Origin of the sequence: Empedobacter falsenii, assembly GCF_019308355.1 — a bacterium.
Taxonomy (GTDB): Bacteria; Bacteroidota; Bacteroidia; order Flavobacteriales; family Weeksellaceae; genus Empedobacter; species Empedobacter falsenii_B.
Map to the genome: position 1 here is coordinate 96966 of NZ_JAAGKM010000005.1, position 19269 is coordinate 116234.

19 protein-coding genes, 2 tRNA genes and 2 riboswitches are annotated in these 19269 nt (G+C 31.8%); of the genes, 11 read left to right on the plus strand and 10 right to left on the minus strand.

The window, feature by feature from the left end:
- The first annotated feature begins 116 nt into the window (after positions 1-116).
- Complete coding sequence (locus G0Q09_RS04055; protein WP_219034054.1) at positions 117-710, plus strand: hypothetical protein; 594 nt, start codon at positions 117-119, stop codon at positions 708-710.
- Positions 711-712: 2 nt separating this feature from the next.
- On the opposite strand, the gene G0Q09_RS04060 is transcribed toward G0Q09_RS04055, so the two are convergent.
- Positions 713-1297: a hypothetical protein gene (locus tag G0Q09_RS04060; protein WP_114998137.1), complete on the minus strand. Its 585-nt coding sequence runs from the start codon at positions 1295-1297 to the stop codon at positions 713-715.
- Between the two features lie 27 nt (positions 1298-1324).
- The gene (locus tag G0Q09_RS04065; protein ID WP_114998135.1) at positions 1325-1804 is read right to left on the minus strand and encodes a hypothetical protein; all 480 of its coding nucleotides are present in this window, start codon (positions 1802-1804) and stop codon (positions 1325-1327) included.
- A 45-nt stretch (positions 1805-1849) separates the two neighbouring features.
- On the opposite strand from G0Q09_RS04065, the gene G0Q09_RS04070 reads away from it, so the two are divergent.
- Positions 1850-2596: an alpha/beta fold hydrolase gene (locus G0Q09_RS04070; protein WP_219034055.1), complete on the plus strand. Its 747-nt coding sequence runs from the start codon at positions 1850-1852 to the stop codon at positions 2594-2596.
- Here G0Q09_RS04070 and G0Q09_RS04075 read toward each other — a convergent pair.
- Positions 2593-3033: a nucleoside deaminase gene (locus G0Q09_RS04075; protein ID WP_115001927.1), complete on the minus strand. Its 441-nt coding sequence runs from the start codon at positions 3031-3033 to the stop codon at positions 2593-2595. The genes G0Q09_RS04070 and G0Q09_RS04075 overlap by 4 nt on opposite strands.
- Before the next feature lie 77 nt (positions 3034-3110).
- On the opposite strand from G0Q09_RS04075, the gene G0Q09_RS04080 reads away from it, so the two are divergent.
- Positions 3111-4016 (plus strand): EamA family transporter, encoded by a 906-nt coding sequence (locus G0Q09_RS04080; RefSeq protein WP_219034056.1) that lies wholly within the window; start codon positions 3111-3113, stop codon positions 4014-4016.
- 36 nt (positions 4017-4052) lie between these two features.
- Here G0Q09_RS04080 and G0Q09_RS04085 read toward each other — a convergent pair whose 3' ends face one another.
- Both G0Q09_RS04085 and G0Q09_RS04090 read right to left on the minus strand, forming a co-directional pair.
- Positions 4053-5138 carry a YncE family protein gene (locus G0Q09_RS04085; RefSeq protein WP_219034057.1) on the minus strand — a complete coding sequence of 362 codons (1086 nt, stop codon included), beginning with the start codon at positions 5136-5138 and terminating at the stop codon, positions 4053-4055.
- Between the two features lie 4 nt (positions 5139-5142).
- Entirely contained in the window at positions 5143-6951 is a 1809-nt protein-coding gene (locus tag G0Q09_RS04090; protein WP_219034058.1) for a TonB-dependent receptor plug domain-containing protein, read from the minus strand.
- A 34-nt stretch (positions 6952-6985) separates the two neighbouring features.
- Positions 6986-7128, minus strand: a riboswitch (cobalamin riboswitch).
- Between the two features lie 174 nt (positions 7129-7302).
- Here G0Q09_RS04090 and G0Q09_RS04095 point away from each other — a divergent pair.
- The 5 genes from G0Q09_RS04095 (at position 7303) to G0Q09_RS04115 (ending at position 13382) form a co-directional block, all read left to right on the plus strand.
- Positions 7303-7554, plus strand: a complete 252-nt coding sequence (locus tag G0Q09_RS04095) for a TM2 domain-containing protein (protein WP_219034059.1) — start codon at positions 7303-7305, stop codon at positions 7552-7554.
- A 158-nt stretch (positions 7555-7712) separates the two neighbouring features.
- A complete protein-coding gene (locus G0Q09_RS04100; RefSeq protein WP_038336777.1) occupies positions 7713-8690 on the plus strand; it encodes a pyruvate dehydrogenase complex E1 component subunit beta in 978 nt (325 codons plus the stop codon).
- A 76-nt stretch (positions 8691-8766) separates the two neighbouring features.
- Positions 8767-11304, plus strand: a complete 2538-nt coding sequence (locus G0Q09_RS04105) for a DUF5686 family protein (protein WP_219034060.1) — start codon at positions 8767-8769, stop codon at positions 11302-11304.
- A 36-nt stretch (positions 11305-11340) separates the two neighbouring features.
- Positions 11341-11823: an inorganic diphosphatase gene (locus tag G0Q09_RS04110; RefSeq protein WP_219034061.1), complete on the plus strand. Its 483-nt coding sequence runs from the start codon at positions 11341-11343 to the stop codon at positions 11821-11823.
- Positions 11824-11948: 125 nt separating this feature from the next.
- The gene (locus G0Q09_RS04115; RefSeq protein WP_257468053.1) at positions 11949-13382 is read left to right on the plus strand and encodes a M28 family peptidase; all 1434 of its coding nucleotides are present in this window, start codon (positions 11949-11951) and stop codon (positions 13380-13382) included.
- Positions 13383-13422: 40 nt separating this feature from the next.
- On the opposite strand, the gene tnaA is transcribed toward G0Q09_RS04115, so the two are convergent.
- Together tnaA and G0Q09_RS04125 are read right to left on the minus strand one after the other, a co-directional pair.
- Entirely contained in the window at positions 13423-14799 is a 1377-nt protein-coding gene (gene tnaA, locus G0Q09_RS04120; RefSeq protein WP_114998113.1) for a tryptophanase TnaA, read from the minus strand.
- 119 nt (positions 14800-14918) lie between these two features.
- On the minus strand, positions 14919-15332 hold the full coding sequence (locus G0Q09_RS04125) for an acyl-CoA thioesterase (RefSeq protein ID WP_114998110.1): 414 nt from the start codon (positions 15330-15332) through the stop codon (positions 14919-14921).
- A gap of 129 nt (positions 15333-15461) precedes the next feature.
- A riboswitch (adenosylcobalamin-variant (AdoCbl-variant) riboswitch) is annotated at positions 15462-15549 on the minus strand.
- 126 nt (positions 15550-15675) lie between these two features.
- Between G0Q09_RS04125 and G0Q09_RS04130 the strand changes: the two genes are divergently transcribed.
- The 3 genes from G0Q09_RS04130 to G0Q09_RS04140 all read left to right on the plus strand — a co-directional run bounded on the left by G0Q09_RS04130 (position 15676) and on the right by G0Q09_RS04140 (position 17148).
- Positions 15676-16827, plus strand: coding sequence for an LOG family protein (locus G0Q09_RS04130; RefSeq protein ID WP_219034062.1), 1152 nt, complete (start codon positions 15676-15678; stop codon positions 16825-16827).
- A 169-nt stretch (positions 16828-16996) separates the two neighbouring features.
- Positions 16997-17069, plus strand: a tRNA-Met gene (locus G0Q09_RS04135).
- A 6-nt stretch (positions 17070-17075) separates the two neighbouring features.
- Positions 17076-17148, plus strand: a tRNA-Met gene (locus G0Q09_RS04140).
- 322 nt (positions 17149-17470) lie between these two features.
- On the opposite strand, the gene G0Q09_RS04145 is transcribed toward G0Q09_RS04140, so the two are convergent.
- The 3 genes from G0Q09_RS04145 to G0Q09_RS04155 all read right to left on the minus strand — a co-directional run.
- The gene (locus G0Q09_RS04145; protein WP_125349955.1) at positions 17471-17884 is read right to left on the minus strand and encodes a hypothetical protein; all 414 of its coding nucleotides are present in this window, start codon (positions 17882-17884) and stop codon (positions 17471-17473) included.
- Positions 17862-18725 carry a hypothetical protein gene (locus tag G0Q09_RS04150; protein ID WP_219034063.1) on the minus strand — a complete coding sequence of 288 codons (864 nt, stop codon included), beginning with the start codon at positions 18723-18725 and terminating at the stop codon, positions 17862-17864. Before G0Q09_RS04150 ends, G0Q09_RS04145 begins: the two co-directional genes overlap by 23 nt.
- Before the next feature lie 309 nt (positions 18726-19034).
- On the minus strand, positions 19035-19269 hold a 235-nt coding region (locus tag G0Q09_RS04155), incomplete at its 5' end, for a hypothetical protein (RefSeq protein ID WP_219034064.1).

A 19269-nucleotide genomic window follows, 5' to 3' on the forward strand; every position in this document is an offset into this window, starting at 1 on the left:
TTTTTATCAAAACTATAGTTAGCAAAAGACTTGTATAAATATATGTTTACGAATTGTTGATTTTTTAGGATGAATTGAGAAAATCATTTACTGAAAATTTTTTCTATTTTTATAAAATGAAGTTTCTAATTCTTTTCTTACTTTCTGTGATGAGTTTTGCTCAAAAGTTGGATACGATTAATCTCAATCAAGTTGAGGTAGTGAATTATTCCAATTACAAACAATTTCGTCCAAAGTTTAAACAAGTGGTTCGATTAACGGATAACACAAGTTTCGGACTTAAAATATTTTCGAATTTATTACTTCCAAATGAGAAAGAAATTGAAATTGTCGCAATTGAAATTTTGTTTGAATCAAAAGTGAAAAAGAAAAATTATTGCAACGAATATTATTATTTCAAACCAATGATTCTAAAATCGATTGAGGATAAACAAAGTTTGATTGAAGAAAAATGGTTTGAAGTGGATAAAGATTATCAAGGAAAATATATTTTTCCGATTCATTTAAAACTTAAACCTTCCGAAGCCAAAAACTATTTTATTGGTTTAGAAACTTCTTACGAAAATCCTTTTTGTCCCGAAGGAAATGGTTATTTTGATTTGATTGTAACAAAAAAATCAGTCGAATATTACAATGAAATTAATGGTGAAATGATTAAACAAGATATTTTGAAAAATCATTCACTTAACTACAAAATCTATTACAAATAGATTTATTTCCACAATAATTTCAATTCAACTTTATATTTCCCAGCGTATGGTTTTGGGGTTGTTGGTTTCTCCGAAATCGAGAATTGATACACGCCACGCGCAGGTAATTCGAAAATGGTTTCTTTGCCAAAAGGACCACCTTTTATAGAATCCGCAGGTCCTTTGATGTGATTAATTCTAATATTCGCTGTAGAATCTTGTGCAGAAATTTTGATCCAAACTTTCTTTGCAGAATCTGCATTAAACGTAAACGTATTGGTTTGTCCCGCTATTTTAGTCGGTTCCGCTTTTGCTTTTGCATAACTTACTTCAAGATTCTCTGTAGTGTTATTAGCGCTTAAAGGAACAATTTTATCTGTATTAGATATAACTTTTTGCTGAGGTTTTATCACAACTTTTTTCTGAGGAGAAGCTGTTTTTACCACTTCTTCTTTCATTACATCTTCTGTTGTTGGTTTATCTTTTTTTACCAAATCCTTGTACGCAGAATCAACTCCAATCTTGCTTGGATAAATGGTTGGTGTAGATTTGTCTTCACAACTATAAAGCGTAATCAATGTAATAAAAGCGATAAAAGTCCATTTCATAACAGAAAAATTCTGTTGTAAAAGTAACTATTTTAACTGCAATTTCAAGGTATATTTTCCTTCAAATGGATCGCCTTGCATCAAACTTTCGCCAATTCGAATTTGATACAAACCTTTTTCGTTTAAATCGTAATTGATTTCTTGTCCAAAAGGACCATCTTTTTCATTATTTGGAGAGATAAGTTGATTAATTCTAATGTTTCCTAGTTTATCTTGAGGAATTATTTGAATAAAAACAGATGAAGAAGAATCATTTCTAAAACTAAATGTTTGTTCTTCTTTTGCTACTTTTTCAATTTCAAATTTACCTTTTCCTTGTATTAATTTCAATTCAGAATTATTCATAATCTTTGGAGAAGCAAAAGCAATTTCCTGAATAGAAGAATCTTTTTTAATTTCTTTTTGTACAGAACCTCCAATTATAAGTGATTTATTTCTTGTAATACAATAAATAAGAATAGCACCAATAGCTATTGTGAGTATTATAATAGGATTATATTTTTTCATTGTTGTAAATTTGTATTTAATTAATTACAAATTCTGAACCAAAATATGTTGTTCTACGAAAGTATTGGAGTTGGGAAACCTATAGTTTTCTTACATGGTTTTTTGGAAAATCATAAAATATGGAATCGTTTACAGAATGATTTATTTCATCACAATCAAATTATTACAATTGATTTACCTGGACATGGAAATTCTGAAAATTTTCAAGAGGTGAATACGATGGAAGAAATGGCAGAAAAAGTGATTGAAGTTCTGGATGAATTAAATCTTGAAAAAGTAGCTTTTGTAGGACATTCGATGGGAGGATATGTGACGTGTGCGTTGGCTGATCTTTTTCCTGAACGAGTAGAAAATATTGTTTTGATTAACTCCTCGACTTTACCAGATGATGAAGCGAAGAAAAATCAACGTTTGAAAGCGTGTGAAACTGCTCGTAAAAATTTCAATGCGTTGGTGAGTTTTAGTATGCCTACTTTATTTGCAGCGCATCATCGAGATCAATTCAAAGATGAGTTGAAATTTGTAAAAGAAATTGCTTTAAAAACTCCAATTGAAGGGGTTTGTGCAGCTTTGAAAGGAATGCGAGAGCGTCCAGATCGTTCGTCGATTTTGTATGATTTCAAAGGTGGAATTTATATTATTGTTGGAATGAATGATGAAACAGTTAATCCTGAATTATTTTTAACTTTAATTCCAAATTTACCTAATATTCATTTGTACAAATTTGATGGCGGACACATGGCTTTTATAGAAAATTATGACGAAGTTTTATCGATTTTGAAATCAATTTAGCGCTTACGTTGGAAAAATTCTTTCATCAATTGACCGCATTTCTCTTCCATAATTCCCGAAACAATTTCAGTTTTTGGATGTAATTCGCCAATTTTTGCTTTAAAACCGCGTTTTTCATCCGAAGCACCATAAACCACTTTCGAGATTTGGCTCCAATACAATGCTCCGCCGCACATCACACAAGGTTCTAAGGTTACATACAATGTGCAATCTTGTAAGTACTTTCCACCTAAATAATTTGCTGCAGACGTAATGGCTTGCATTTCTGCGTGCGCTGTAACATCAGTCAATGTTTCCGTTAGATTATGTGCTTTCGCGATAATTTTGTTGTTGCAAACAATCACAGCTCCAACTGGAATTTCGTCTCGCTCGAAAGCTGTAACCGCTTCGTTAAAGGCGATTCGCATAAAATATTCGTCTGTAAAAAGATTTTCCATTTCTATAAAATTTAAGGCAAAAATAATCATTTCCAAATTGGATATTCGATACATTTGTACAAATTGATGCCTCTTTTATGAATCAATCAAAATATATCATTGCAGCCATTATAACCTACTTTATGTGGGGATTTTTTAGTTTCGGATTGAAACCGATCGCCGGTTATCCACCTTTGGATATTCTATTTTTTAGATTGTACGTTTCGGTTTTCTTTTTAGTGGTAATTAATCTTGGATTTCGACGCAATAAGATGAAAGCTGATTTTGATTTATTCAAATCATTTGATAAAAAGAAACAGAAAAAATTAGGAAGTTTAATTGTTGGCGGATCGTTGATTTTGATGACAAATTGGTTGATGTTTATTATTGTCATGAATCATATTAGTGTGCAAGCCGCGTCGCTATCGTACTTGGTTTGTCCGATTATTACAACCGTTTTGGCTTTCATTATTCTGAAAGAACATTTAACCAAAATAAAATGGATAGCAGTTGGTATTAGTCTTTTAGCATGTTTGGTTCTTTCTATAGGTCATTTGATTGACTTGATTTATAGTTTGATTGTTGCGTGTACATTTGCGCTGTATATCATCATTCAGAGAAGTTTGAATGTTTTTGATAGTTTTAATTTGTTGATGACGCAATTATTAATTGTAGCTATTCTGATGTTACCATTGGTTTTTATTTTTTCAGGACCGATTCCGACCGAAACAATTTTCTATCAATGTATTATGATGATTGTAGTTTTGTTCACCATTATTCCTATGTTCTTAAACAATTTTGCTTTAAAAGGAATTGATTCTTCAACCGTTGGAATTTTAATTTATTTGAATCCAATTATGAATTTTGTTTTGGCAATTTTCTATTATAAAGAAGCCGTTTCGTCAATGCAAATGATCGGTTATAGTTTGATTTTACTCGCGATTGTAGTATTTAATTCGCAAACAATTTTCAAATTAAAAAACATAAAAAAATCTGAAGTTTAATCTTCAGATTTTTTTATGTTGATTTTTCAGGAAATATTATTTGATGTAAACAGAGTTTGGTCCAATTCCAGTTGTGATTTCGTTTTGTAAGGCACCTGCTGCATTATAAATTAACAAACTCCCTGCACTAGCAAAGTCTTTTGCATCTAAAACATAGATTGAATTATTTTTAACTTCTAATCCATAAATATATATTGCAGTAGATTTGAATAATCTTGTTGTTGGTAAAGAAGCTGCATTAATAGACATTTTATAAATATCTTTATTTAATGAGTAATACAAATATCCTTGATCTTCAATCAAAAAATCAGGATGTTCAGTTTTGTCAAAAGGCATTATTGTTGAAACATTATTTGTTAAATTAATGCGAGTTAAAGCTCCACCAATTGTATTAACTCCTCCATTCCAATCAATAATTCCTTGAGAAAGCACAAATAAGTTACTTCCTACTTTTACCATATCTGTCGGTGAATCTCCTACTGGATAATTAGTTTTTATAGAGGTATCTAAATCAATAGCATCTACAGATTTACCAAAAATCCCATTTCTTCCACTTGCTTCGTATGCAACATATAGTTTATTGTTGTCAACAATAATGTGACCAGGTCCCTCAGAAACACTTATTTTCTTCACAAATTTATTGTCAGACAAATTATAAATAGCTATATAATCATCATTCGGGTTTTGTGAATCTCCCCAGTTAGAAACATAAAAATATTTATTATCCGTAACAATATATCTCGGGTTAAGAATATTATCTGTAACAGTTGCTATACTTTTAAAATTTGTATTATCAACAATTTCAACTTTATTAGAATTATTTACCACAACATAGGCTTTATTTCCTTTAATAACCATATTTTGAGCAACATCTCCTAAATTTCTTGAATTCGCTTTTTTGAAAATTTCTTGAACAGGATTTTTATCTCCCACTACAGTACTTGGATCATAATACGTAATATCAGCATTTCCTGCTTGAAATTTTCCTTCATTCAAAATAAAAATTCCTTTTGAATAGTTTCCATTTTCTGGATCATTTTTTACACTATCATCATCATTAGAACATGATTGTAAAAAAATTCCTGCTAAAGCTATAAGCGCAATAGATTTAAATTTAGTCATAGTTTTAAAATTTTATTTGTAATTGTATATTATAATTTGTGCCAGGTTGCCAACGATTTTCTTGCGTTTGATATTCTTGGTTAAACACATTATTCACTCTCATAGAAATGCTATAAAGTGGTGAAATTGTATAATTTAAACCAAAATTCATTAGCCAAAATCCATCAAGTGTTCTTTCTTCTTGCGAATCGGTAAAAACTTTACTTGTATAAATGTTTTGTACAAAAGCAGATAAACGTTTGTAAGTGTATTGTGCGCTCGCCGTCCATTTATGATTTGGGGAATACATCAGTTCCTTATTTTTAAATTTATCTTTTGTTTTGGTGTATGCATAAGTTGTATTGAAACTAAATGCATTCCATTTGTAGTTTCCAATCATTTCAAAACCATAGGTTTCAGTTTTGTTGATGTTCACAGGAACCCAATAAGAACTGTTTTGCGAACTCGGAATCCATTGAATCATATCACTCAACTTATTATAAAAAATATTGGTTTGAATGTTTAAATTTTTGTTGATAAAATCATTTCCAAGTTCAAATTGATAAGCTGATTCTGATTTCAAGTCCGGATTTCCACCAGTTTTCCAAAATAAATCATTGTACGTTGGATTTCTGAAATTTTTCGAAACATTTCCTCTTAATTGATACGAATGAATCGGACGATAATTAAAACCCAATGAATAAATAAATGGATTTTGGTACGTATCAGAAAAATCTTGACGAATACTCGCTTCGTATTCCAAAACATCTGATAATTTATGCTTCGCGATTAAGGCAAAATTGATTGAGTTTTGATCGCTTTTAGTCAAATTATTTCCACTTCCTTGATTATAATTAGCTTCAGATAAAAGCGAAAGCTCGAAATTATTGGTCAATTGATGATTCAGATAATATTTTAAAATATAGTTATCAACCTGTAAATCGTCCGAATAAGATTTGTGAATATTGTTGAAATAACTGCTTTCTTCTCGTATATAAGCTAATTTTAACTGCGATTGCCACTTTTCATTTGGATTGAAATTCCATTCTGTCATCAAACGATAATCCTTATTTTCGTACCCAGAAGGCGTTGAACCAATGTCAACTAAAGGAAATTCGCGCTTCCCAAAATTGATCATTGAATAAAGTTTCAATTCGTTTTCAGGATTAATTTTATAGCCAAAATTTCCATTAATTGTATTGAAATAATATTTTCCGTTCAAATTCTTCTTCATGTGATTCGGAATTTTATAATCATTATCAGATTGATTTCGTTCGTAATCGATTGAAGAACTAAATTTTTCTGTACTATATTTCAATTGATATTTTCCCGACCATGTATCGTAACTTCCGTATCCTAAATTTATTTTTTGCTGTAAACCTTTGTCATACTCAAATTTATTCAACAAATGAATTGTACCGCCGATAGAACCTGTTCCATACGCAATACTTCCGCCTCCTGGTTTCACTAAAATTCCGTCAAACGAATTACTTGCAAATAAATTAAAATCCGTTTGTCCTGTTGTTTGCGAATTGACATTTATTCCGTTCCAAATTACCGCTGTATGCGAAGCTAAAGTTCCACGAAACGAAGGCGAAGAAACCATTCCTCGTCCATTTTCTTTAAAATAAATTGGCGTTTGCGCTTGTAAAACTTGCGTCAGTTGATTAGGATTTTGCTCTAAAATACTATCATTAAGTTTGATAATACTTTGAGATTTGTAATGATTTTTAAGAAAAGCATCGTTCAAAATCAAAGGTTTCAAATTGATGGTATCCGTCTGTGCAAAAGCAATTCCAGCGATAAGATTAAAACAAAGAAAAAGTTTTTTCATATTAAAATCTGTTTTTCCTCCGAAAACATTTTCTATTAATTTGTTAGCAATGGCAGGTTTCCTGACTTATTCTTTTACAAAAAGTATGTTAGAATTTACAGTTGCGGGGACAGTTTTGGAATTGAACCAAATTCCCTTTTAACTCACTCGTTGAGCACCATTTTATGCAAATGTAAAGAAAAGCAATTGATTTTATAAAAAGTAGATTGTTAAATCGTTAGCCTTAAATTAAGATCAGATTTATTTTATTTGTACAGTATTCAAAATCATTATATCTAGTGATTTTTAAGAATGATGGACAAATTAAATTTGTAACCAACAAAAACAATTATTATTTAAACTTTAAAAACGATGGAAAACAATCAGCCGTACAAATCAGAGAAAAAAATCATTGCTGGAATTTTAGGAATTTTAGTAGGATATTTAGGAATTCATAAATTCTATTTAGGATATACAAAAGAAGGAGTTATTCAAATTATTGCCACTTTTGTAACATTTGGATTTGCTGGACTTATTGGATTTATTGAAGGGATTATTTATTTGACTAAATCTGACGAAGAGTTTGATAAAACATATGTAGAAGGTCACAAAGGCTGGTTCTAAAATAGAGATTACATTCTTTTTTAAATATTTTTCGATCCCAAAATAACTTTAGATTATTTTGGGATTTTTTTATTGAATGAATTCGTTTTAAATAATTCGCAAGTTTTTTATTACATTTGCTTTAGGAAAAAATATAATAAAGAACGAAATCGCATAAAATGGCTATAAAAACATTTAGAGAAGTAATCGCAGAGGCAATGAGTGAAGAAATGCGTCGCGATGAATCTATATTTTTAATTGGAGAAGAAGTAGCAGAATACAACGGAGCGTACAAAGCTTCGAAAGGAATGTTAGACGAATTTGGAGCAGAACGTGTAATTGATGCGCCAATCGCAGAGGCTGGTTTTTCTGGAATCGCAATTGGATCTACAATGACGGGATGTCGTCCAATCGTAGAATATATGACATTCAACTTCTCATTAGTGTCTATTGACCAAATTATCAATAACGCTGCAAAAATTTATCAAATGTCAGGAGGACAATTCAACTGTCCAATTGTATTTAGAGGACCTACTGCTTCTGCAGGACAATTAGGTGCAACACACTCACAAGCTTTTGAGAATTGGTATGCAAATGTACCAGGTCTTAAAGTAATTGTTCCTTCAAACCCTTATGATGCAAAAGGTTTATTAAAATCTGCAATTCGTGATAACGATCCAGTAATTTTCATGGAATCTGAACAGATGTATGGAGATAAAATGGAAATGCCAGATGAAGAATACACAATCGAAATTGGTAAAGCAGAAATCAAACGTGAAGGTACAGATGTAACGTTAGTTTCTTTCGGGAAAATCATTAAGCAAGCTTACATCGCTGCTGATGAATTAGCAAAAGAAGGAATTTCTGTAGAAGTAATTGACTTACGTACAGTTCGTCCATTAGATTATGATACAATTTTCAAATCTGTTAAAAAAACAAATCGTTTGGTAGTTTTAGAAGAAGCTTGGCCTTTCGCTTCAGTTGCTTCAGAAATTACATATATGGTTCAACAAAAAGCATTCGATTATTTAGATGCACCAATCAAACGTATCACAACAAAAGATACATCAGCGCCTTATGCTCCAAACTTGTATGAGACTTGGATTCCTAATGCAAAAGATGTAGTTGAAGCTTTAAAAGCTGTGATGTATAAATAATTAAGATTTATAAACTATATTTGTAAAGTCTAGCATACATTTTGCTAGACTTTATTTTTTTAAACAGATCTTATTGATGAAAAGTTATATAACAGCTTTTTTTATAGTTGTTCTAGCGTCTGTGCACGCGCAAGTAAAAATCCAAGGAAAGGTCATCGATTCTGAAACTCAGAAGCCTATTCCTTACGCAGATATTCGTTTACCAGAACTTAAAGTAAGTGCAACATCAAACTCTGATGGTACTTTTTATATCGAATCTAGTTCGAATGCAAATAAAATTGTCGTATCAAAAAATGGATACGAAACTTCTGATTATGTAATCGAAAATAAAATCGATTATAATTTTATTGCTCAATTATTTTTAGCAGAAGACAATACTTCAGAAGAAGATGACGGAACGGTAGATTTACAAACTGCGGTTGTTTCGGCAAAGAAAAAACGTCTTAAAAAGAAAGAAAATCCAGCGTATGCTATTTTACGTGAAGTATGGAAGCATAAAAAGAAAAATGGACTAAAATTAGCGCCACATTACCAATATGATGAATACGAAAAGTTGCAATTTGATATTAGTAATATCGATTCAACTTTTATGAAACGTAAGATTTTTAAAGGAATGGAGTTTGTTTTCGAGAAAGTAGATACTTCTTCTATTAATGGAAAAACATATTTACCAGCTTTCTTGAATGAGTCAATTTACAATGTTGCGGGAATTAATAAACCTTCAACAAAGGAGCGTCGAGAATTAATTGCGAATAAAACATCTGGTTTCGAGAAAAATGAAGTGGTAGCTTCTACGGTAAAAAATCTTTTCCGTGATATTGATATTTATGATAATCGTGTCAATATTTTAGACATCAAATTTGTGAGTCCAATTGCTACAGATGGTTTCGCAGTTTATGATTACGAATTGAAAGATACAGTTGATGTAGATGGAATAGAATCTTATCGAATCAAATATTATCCGCGTCGTGAAGGAGAGTTGACATTTAAAGGAGAATTATATATTTCGAAAGATGCTTATGCGGTGAAAGAGGTTGTGATGGAAACAACGAAAGAAATGAACGTGAATTTTGTACGTAATATTTTCATGAATTTAGAATATGATATTCCAAATGATTCTATTTTCTATCCGAAAAAAGAATACGCGATGTTGGATATGTCGTTGTTGAGTAAAAAGGAAAGTGCGAAAGGTATTTTTGCGCATAAAACGGTGAATTATTACAATTACGATTTCGATACAACACATCCCGAAGCTTTTTATTACGAGAAATTAGATCCAGCAAAAGCTGCGCTTAACGAAAAAGATAATCAGTTTTGGGCAGAAAATCGTCCTGAAGCTTTAACAAAAGATCAAGAAGGGATTTACGAAACATTAGAGCAATTAAATAAAGTACCAAAATTCAATAATATTGTGAAAGCAATCGAGATTTTTGGTTCTGGATATTACAATGTTGGAAATGCAATTGATATCGGGAATTTATATTCATCTTTTGGATACAACCAAATCGAAGGATTCCGTTTGAGAGCTGGAGCTCGTACATATTTTTCGCAAAATGATATGTGGCGTGCGCAAGGTTTCTTGGCATATGGTTTTCGAGATGATAAATTCAAATATGGAGCAGATTTTCGTTACATGTTCAATAAATATAATCGTTTTCAAGTCGGTATCGGAACAAAACGTGATGTAGAACAATTGGCTGCAACGTTAACGGCTTCTGACGGAATTATGACCCGTAGTTTTGCTTCGTCATCAATCATCAATCAAGGAGATAATACATTTTTGAGTAACAATAATTTGACAAATGTGTATGCGTCGATAGAGCCTTGGAAAAATGTAACGTTTCGTGTTGATGGAAATTATCAATTGATCAAACCAGCTGATGCAGTACATTTTTCGATTGGATATGAAAAAAACGGTCAGATTAAAGAAACTTTAACAAATTCAAGTGTAAGTGTTTCGGTAATTGCTCGTCCAGGTGCAAAATATTCTCAATATGGAATTGATCGTTACGAAATGACAACACTTGCTCCAACGTTGATGTTGCGTTATACAAAAGGATTGAAAGGTGTAATTAATTCAGATTTTGAATATGATAAATTACAATTTTTATATACACAACCAATTTTAATAGGTTCTTTTGGTAGAACATTAATAACTGTTGAAGCAGGTAAAACATTTCAAGCAGTTCCATTATCTTTGCTGAGTGCAATTCCAGGTAATGAAAGTTATGGTCAGGTTTATGGAACATTTTCCCAAGTTGATTATTACGAGTTCGTAACTGATCAATATGCTACAATGAACTGGGAGCACCATTTTAACGGATGGATTTTAAATAAAATTCCTTTGGTTAAAAAATTAAAATTAAGAGAAGTAGGGTTTTTAAGAGCTGCTTATGGAGATTTATCTCAAAAAAGTATAGCTATGAACCGTTCAACGATAGATTATTTTACTCCAAACAAACAAATTTATTATGAATATGGATTTGGGATTGAAAACATAGGATATGGCAATATAAGACCAATTCGTGTAGATTTTAACTGGAGAGGTAATTATAAAGATATCCCAGGAGCTCGAAAATTTGGAGTAACCGTTGGATTAAATTGGAAATTTTAAAAATAAAAGAATATTAAATTAAATACGTAGTTAAAAATGACTTTTGATGCAATTATAGAAATCCCAAGAGGATCTCGCAACAAGTACGAAATGGATCACGAAACAGGAAGAATTCGTTTTGATAGAGTATTATTCTCTCCAATGTTCTACCCAGCTGATTACGGTTTCGTAGAAAATACATTAGGATTAGACGGAGATCCAATTGACGTATTAGTTTTCTTAACAGAACCTACTGTTCCTGGATGTGTAATCGAAGTAAAAACAATCGGTGTTCTTAAAATGTCTGATGACAAAGGACAAGATGAAAAATTAATTTGTGTACCAGTTGCTGATCCAACATGGAACCAATTAGAAAACATCACTGATATGAATCCTCATACATTGAAAGAAGTTGAGCACTTTTTCAGAGTTTATAAAGACTTAGAAAATAAGACAACAACAATTGAAGGGTACGGTGATAAAGCAGAAGCAGAACAATTATTGCAAGATGCAAGAGAGCGTTTCGTACCAGCTCATTAAGAAATAATTTATAATTTCATATAAATAGTCCTCATTTTTTGAGGACTATTTTTTTTAAGTAAATTTTTCTTCCATTCTATCAACTATTTCCAAAAACATTTTTAAGTTTATAGAAATACTCACACATGAAATCGAAATTTTTATTAACACTAGGTTTAATCTCTACAATCATGAGTTTATCTGCTCAAACTAATCAACAAGTTTTAGACTTGATTAACAAAGAAGTAAAACAAAATTCTGAAGCTTATCAACAATTAAAAAAAGCAACCGAAACAATCGGACATCGTGCAACAGGAACAGAAAATGGACGAATAGCAGAAGAATATGCAGCAAATTTGTTGCGTTCGTATGGTTATGATGTGTCTTTTCAAGAGTTTACATTTAGCGGATGGAATCGTAGAAGTTTAGATTTAAAAATCAATAATCAACCTATAAAAGCCGTTGCTTTGGCGCATTCGCCAGAAAATGTTAGTCTTTCGGGAGAATTGATTGATTTAGGAAATGGACTTGAAGAAGATTACAAAAAGATTGGTGATAAAGTAAAAGGAAAGATTGTTTTTGCTGCGCTTGGTTTGTTGGATGGAACGCCAAAAGAAATAGAAAATCTACATCGTTCCGAAAAAACAGCTTTAGCAGAAAAGTACGGAGCGAAAGGAATTATCTTGTTTAATCGCCCTGCTGGAGGAATTCTATTGACAGGAACGGCCTCTGTAACGGGAGAAATTATTAAAATTCCTGCGATTAATATCAGTTTAGAAGATGGATTGAAAATCAAAGAAAATCTATCAAAAGGAAAAGAAATTGCTAAAATCGAAATGAAAAATGATGTTGGACAAATGAAAGGTCGCAACATTATTGCAAAGAAAATCGGTTCTAAATTTCCAAATGAAAAAATAGTTCTTGGAGGACATTTAGATAGTTGGGATTTGGCTACAGGAGCAATTGATAACGGCGTTGGAAGTTTTTCTGTAATGGATATTGCGAGAACGTATAAAAAGTTAAATCTTCAAAATGATCGAACAATAGAATTTGTTTTATTTATGGGCGAAGAAGTAGGTTTGATAGGTTCTAAATATTATGTCAATCAAGCGTTGAAAGATGGGTCTATCAATCAAATTAAAGTAATGTCGAACATGGATATGACGACAAATCCAAAGTCTTATTATTCGACAATGGAAAGTAATTTACCTATTTTAACTGATTATGCGAATGATGTGCAAAAAGTAATTCCAGATTTTAAATTGAAAACATTTGCGAGTGTAGATTTACATTCAGATCATCAACCGTTTATGTTGCAAGGCGTGCCTATTATTGGGCTTTCGGATAGTCAATTTACAAAAGGAGCGTTAAATTGTTACCACGCGAATTGCGATACATTTGATTATGTAGAAGAAATTGGTTTGAAAAATAATGTGATTTTGGAAACCTATTTGTTGTATCGTTTGAGTAATTTGAAAGAAATTCCTTCAAAACGTTGGAACGAGCAAGAAGTAAAAGAAGCCTTAATCAAAGGAAATTTAGAAACTCCACTTCGTATTTCGGGCGATTGGAGATGGTAATATTAAAAAAATCCTTCAGATTATCTGAAGGATTTTTTATTTATTTCTTTTTCAATTTTACAGTGAAATGTCTTAAAATTTCAGATTCCCACGAAATTTCATAACCAGAATTAATTTCGTTTCGTCGATCAAAAATATTTTTCAACGCAACCGCGATATAATCCATATGACTTTGGAAATAAGTTCTTCTTGGAATTGCTAAACGCAATAATTCTAATTTTGGATAACGATTTTCACGTGTTTTAGGATCACGATCTGCCAAAATAGTTCCGATTTCTACACCACGAATTCCAGCTTCTTTGTACAATTCGATTCCCAATGTTTGTGCAGGAAATTCTTCGCGCGTTACATTTGGTAAAAACTTTACAGCATCAACAAAAATAGCGTGTCCACCAATTGGCTGCTGAATTGGAATCCCAAATTCAATTAATTTATTCCCTAAATATTCAATTTGTTTGATGCGCGATTGTAAATAAGAATATTCTGTAGATTCTTGTAAACCTTGTGCTAAAGCGGCTAAATCGCGTCCAGCTAAACCGCCATAACTTAAATATCCTTCATAGATAATTCCAAAATTTCCACAAATTTTATATAGCTCTTCATTATTCAGTGCAATAAATCCACCAATATTTACCAAACCATCCTTTTTCGCAGACATCGTCATTCCATCTCCGTAAGAAAACATTTCTAAAACAATTTCTTTAATCGTTTCCGTTTTGAATTCTTCTTCTCTTTCTTTGATGAAATAAGCATTTTCCGCAAAACGAGCGCCATCAAAAAAGACTGGAATTCCATATTGATTAGACAATTCACGAACTTGACGAATATTTTCTATAGACACAGGTTGACCACCAGAAGAATTACACGTAACAGTGATTAATGTGAATGGAATTTGTTCTTTCCCATATTCTTTGTAGACATTTTCTAATTTTTGTAAATCGATATTTCCTTTGAAAGGATGAATCAATTCGCTGTCAAAAGCCTCATCAATAGTACAATCAATTGCGTGCGCTTTTCTAAATTCGATATGACCTTTTGTTGTATCAAAATGCGAATTTCCAGGAACAACATGACCTTCTTTTACAAGAGCTGAAAATAATACGTTTTCTGCTGCACGACCTTGATGCGTTGGTAAAAGAAACTCAAATCCAGTAATGGTATTAATGGTTTCTCTCAGTTTTAAGAAAGATTGAGAACCAGCGTAGCTTTCGTCTCCAGTCATCATTGCAGACCACTGTTTATCAGACATTGCTCCAGTTCCAGAATCAGTTAATAAATCAATAAATACTTTGTGGCTTTCTAGGTTAAATAGGTTGTAATCTTTTTCTTCGATCCACTTTTCGCGTTCTTCTCGAGTAGATTGATAAATTTCTTCGACCATTTTTATACGAAATGGTTCGGCAAAAGGTAATTCCATTTTTCTTGTGTTTAATGTAAAACTAAGAAACCTTTAGAATATTATCAATTATTAATTGAAAATCATAAAAAAATCCTCTATCAAAAAGATAAAGGATTAAAAATTTTCTATAGCTTGTGTTAGTCAATAACAGGAACTGGTCGTTTGTTTTCGTTAATTGCAACTAATGTAAACGTTCCAGAAATCGCTTTATCACGTCCGTCACGATACATACTTTCGATAAAAACGTCAATTTGTACATCCAAACTTGAACGTCCTACACGTACCACTTTTCCTACCATTTCTACGATAGTTCCTGCTGGAATTGAGTGTTTAAAATCAATTTTGTCACTACTTACCGTAACAATAGGTTTGCGACAAAAACGAGTTGCTGTCATAAAAGCAATTTCATCCATCAAATACATTACTGACCCTCCAAACATTGTGTTGTGGTGGTTTGTATCTCCTGGAAAAACAGCTTTGAAAATGCGAGTTTCAGAATTGATGATACGTTGTTCGATCAACTCTTCTCTTGGTGTTTTTTCCACTTCCATTATCATAATATTTACACGTTACTTTTCTTCATTATTTTTTGAGTTGATAATGTTTTTTTGTGGTGGTTTGATGATTTCATAGAACATAATTTTTACTTTTTTTGCGAAAGTTTTTGACTAATTATTAACTCAATTAGTGGCATTCTGACTTATCAAAAATATTGATTCACAGTTGCGCGACAGTTCGTGAATTGCACACGATTCCCCAATAAGTTGAGCACGAATTTGATGCAAATATAAATTAGAAAAATGAAAATTAGCAGATTTATTGTGCCGAATTCGTTGGTTTGGAATAATTCGTGTAAATTCATTTTACGAATTTTTAATGAAGTAAGAAAAAAGAATGAAAATAAAACCAATCAAAGATTTAGTTCATAATCTATCAGAATGGAATGAATTAGTTTCTCAAACCAAAGATTTAACCGATAAAGTAGTTCAAGATATTAATTTTTTGCGTCAAGAAATTAATTGGGAAGAATATAATTTATGCAATACATCGTTTTTGGGTTGTAAGTTTAAACAACACGAAGCGATCTATTTAATTGAAAAAGGAGCATTTGTTTATCCAAAATTTGAATCAGTTCCTTATAATCCTTATCGTGGAAAATTATACACTTGGCAAGAGCTGATGGAAGGTTATAATCCAGATAATGACCAAAGTATCGATCTTAAAATCTATAAACATTTTAAAAAACATAAATATAATCCGTCTGTTTCAGAAGCTTTGGCACAACGCTTACATGATTTGTCTATTGATGATGGTTTGCGTCGAATTTTGAAATATGATGATAATGGAATGACGAAGAAAAAAGTGGTTGGCTTTATGGGGGGACATTCTACTGCGCGTAATTCTGAGTTTTATAATGAAACGGCAAAAGCGGCGAAATTAGCAACTGAAAAAGGGTATTTTGTTGTTTCTGGTGGAGGGCCTGGAATTATGGAGGCTGCTAATCTAGGAGCTTATATGGCAAATTATTCGGATGAAGATTTGATGAATGCAATTCATATTTTGGCTGATTTAGACTTTATTGATGAAGATAAAACTGAATATTTGGCGAAGAATTTTATGACGAATGCTAAAAAAGTTTTAGAAATCTATCCAAATGGTGCTGAAAGTTTGGCAATTCCTACGTGGTTTTATGGTCATGAACCAAGTAATTTATTTGCCACGAATATTGCAAAATATTTTTCAAATAGTATCAGAGAAGATATGTTGTTAACAATTAGCTTGTTCGGTTTGGTTTATGCGCCTGGAAGTGCAGGAACAACCCAAGAAATTTTTCAGGAAGCAGCTCAAAATCATTACGGAACTTCAGGATATTATAGTCCAATGATTTTTTTGAGCAAGAAAAGATATGTAGAAGATACAGCGATTTATTCGGTTTTGCATCAATTAGCAACAGGAAGACCATATAAAGAGTTATTATTTTTAACAGATAGTGCTGATTTAGCAATTGATTTTATCGAAAATCATCCACCAATCAAAGCGATTTAAAATTATTTTAGAAGATTATTAAAAATAAATTTAATTATTTAAAACTACATAAACCTCTTTAATAAAATAGTTTATGTGGTTTTTATTTGTTTTATGTCCGAATAAAATAAAATAATTTCGAAAAATGTTTGGTATTTTAAATAATGAACGTATATTTGCAGTCCAATAACGCGAGATGGAGCAGTAGGTAGCTCGTCGGGCTCATAACCCGAAGGTCACAGGTTCGAGTCCTGTTCTCGCTACTAAATCGCGAGGTGGAGCAGTAGGTAGCTCGTCGGGCTCATAACCCGAAGGTCATCGGTTCGAGTCCGGTCCTCGCTACTATAAACGTTTAAAATCAATGATTTATAAATGTAAAGGACTAAAAAAGGGACTAAATTAAATATTTAGTTCCTTTTTTATTTTTCATCAAGTCTTCTAGGTCATCCTCATCATTGGATATGCAAACCAAAATAGGAGTCTAAGTTAATCGACATATTTATAACTAATTTTAGCATCTGTAGCAGAGTTTGAAATGTATTTAATTAGTGAAGAACTAAAGTTAGGCTAGATGGAGCAAGAAGAAAAAATAAAGGATTTACTAAAACTTATAAAATAACAAAAGGCAAAACATAGTTTGCCTTTTGTATTATTGTGAATTTATTTATTTTGCCCAAGTAGGTAATTCTTTCCACCCTTCTAATGGAGCTTCTTTTATACTATCTGGCACAGGTTTATTTATACATAACCTACTTGTGGAAAATAGTTTATTAACCCATTCATTATTATTAATTTTAACTAAGAATCTTTTACCTATTTTACTATCATAGTAAGATGTGCTATCATTATCAAAATAATGACTCCCTTTGTATATATTTTTATTATAAGAATAGTTGAATTTTATTTTATTTAAAGAACTCTTACCCATAAAATTTACCTCTGTTAAAGTAGCAATACTATATCTAAAATTTTCTTTGGTAGAATTATCAAAATAATTATTTACAACTATATATAAAGTTACTAATGATAGGCAAAAGAAGACAAAATATCCCCATTTATTTTTGATTATTGTTTCCATATATTTTATTTAATTCTTGTTCTAAAAATGATGTGGCTGTATTGGTAACAGTCCCAATTGTATTTTCAAGTCCTGATTTTTGCATTCCATTAATAAATTTGTCTGCACGATTACCTAAACCAGCTCCAAGAGTACTTGTTACTCCATTAAATAGTATTGCATTTGTATCTGTATTGCTTTGAAGTTCAAGCTTTTTATCACCAAAAATATAATAATCATATTTTCCTCCAACCAAACCTGAAATTCCAGGAACAGCTAGGATATCAGCAGTAGTATCAACTAAATCAATATTTTGATTTATAACTCCTTGAGCTGTAATACTAATCAATGCTTTTGTTCCTAATACCGTAAGTCCTTCAACAGCAGTAACAGGAAGAGAAGCTATAACTGCAGCTCCAGCTACTAAACCAATTTCTCCTTCACGTTTTGCCTCCTGCATTTTAACATAAGTATCGACTTTTTCAGGAGAAAGTACATGTTTGTAAGCTCCATCAACATGATTACCAAAAAAAGCAGATGTAAGATCGGGTGCTGGTATATTAAGATTAAGTCCTGCAAATTGAGGTTTATTTGAAGCAGATCCTGTAACAAGCACCTCACCTAAAGTACCTCCTTGAATAACAGGAACTTCGTCTCCTGGTCCAGGCATCATCCCATCAGGATCAATAAAGAAGACAGGATTATTAAAAGCGTAGTTGTAAGGAGAATGACGTCTCATTTTCTCCGCGAGCGGGTCGATACTTGTAAACCACTGCACAACTTTTGCCTCACGCGAGGGCATTTCCTTGCGTGTGCGTAGCACTTCTAAAGTTGGTTGATATATAAGTTTAAGGCATCCCATTTTGTTATCCGTAAAGATAATTTTTTATTTTCAATTGATTTTCAGTTGAAAAAGAAAAATCCGTTTTTTTCTTTTTCCTGTTGGTGGTGTTGATGGATTGTTGAACTGGAAAAAACTTTTTGCGGTGGATTTTGAGCGTGGGTAAAAGTTTTTCTATTTCAACAATCAACTAAAAATTCAAAAAAATAAATGCTTCCTTTTTAAGTGGGATACCGCTTTTGGGTGGGTAGCGTTGGCAAGGGGAAAGAGTTGTGCAGGCGGTTTTGCTGTGGCTATTTGCGGAGCGAAAACATAAAATGAATTATGGTTTCAAAAAACACTTTTAAAAATCAATAAACAACTTCGTTTTTTGAACCATAATGGAAGCGATTTTATGTTAAATAGCTTACCCCGTTTTTTTTCTGGCATAAGCGGAGTGGTGGTGGTGGTTGGAGCGTAGGTGTCTTTTTGCTTTGTTTTTTTCAGTTGGGACAGCTCTTTGCAACCGCAGGAACGAGGATTGCAATGTGCTGTGAAGCGTTGGCAAAAAACAACGCAAAAAGTA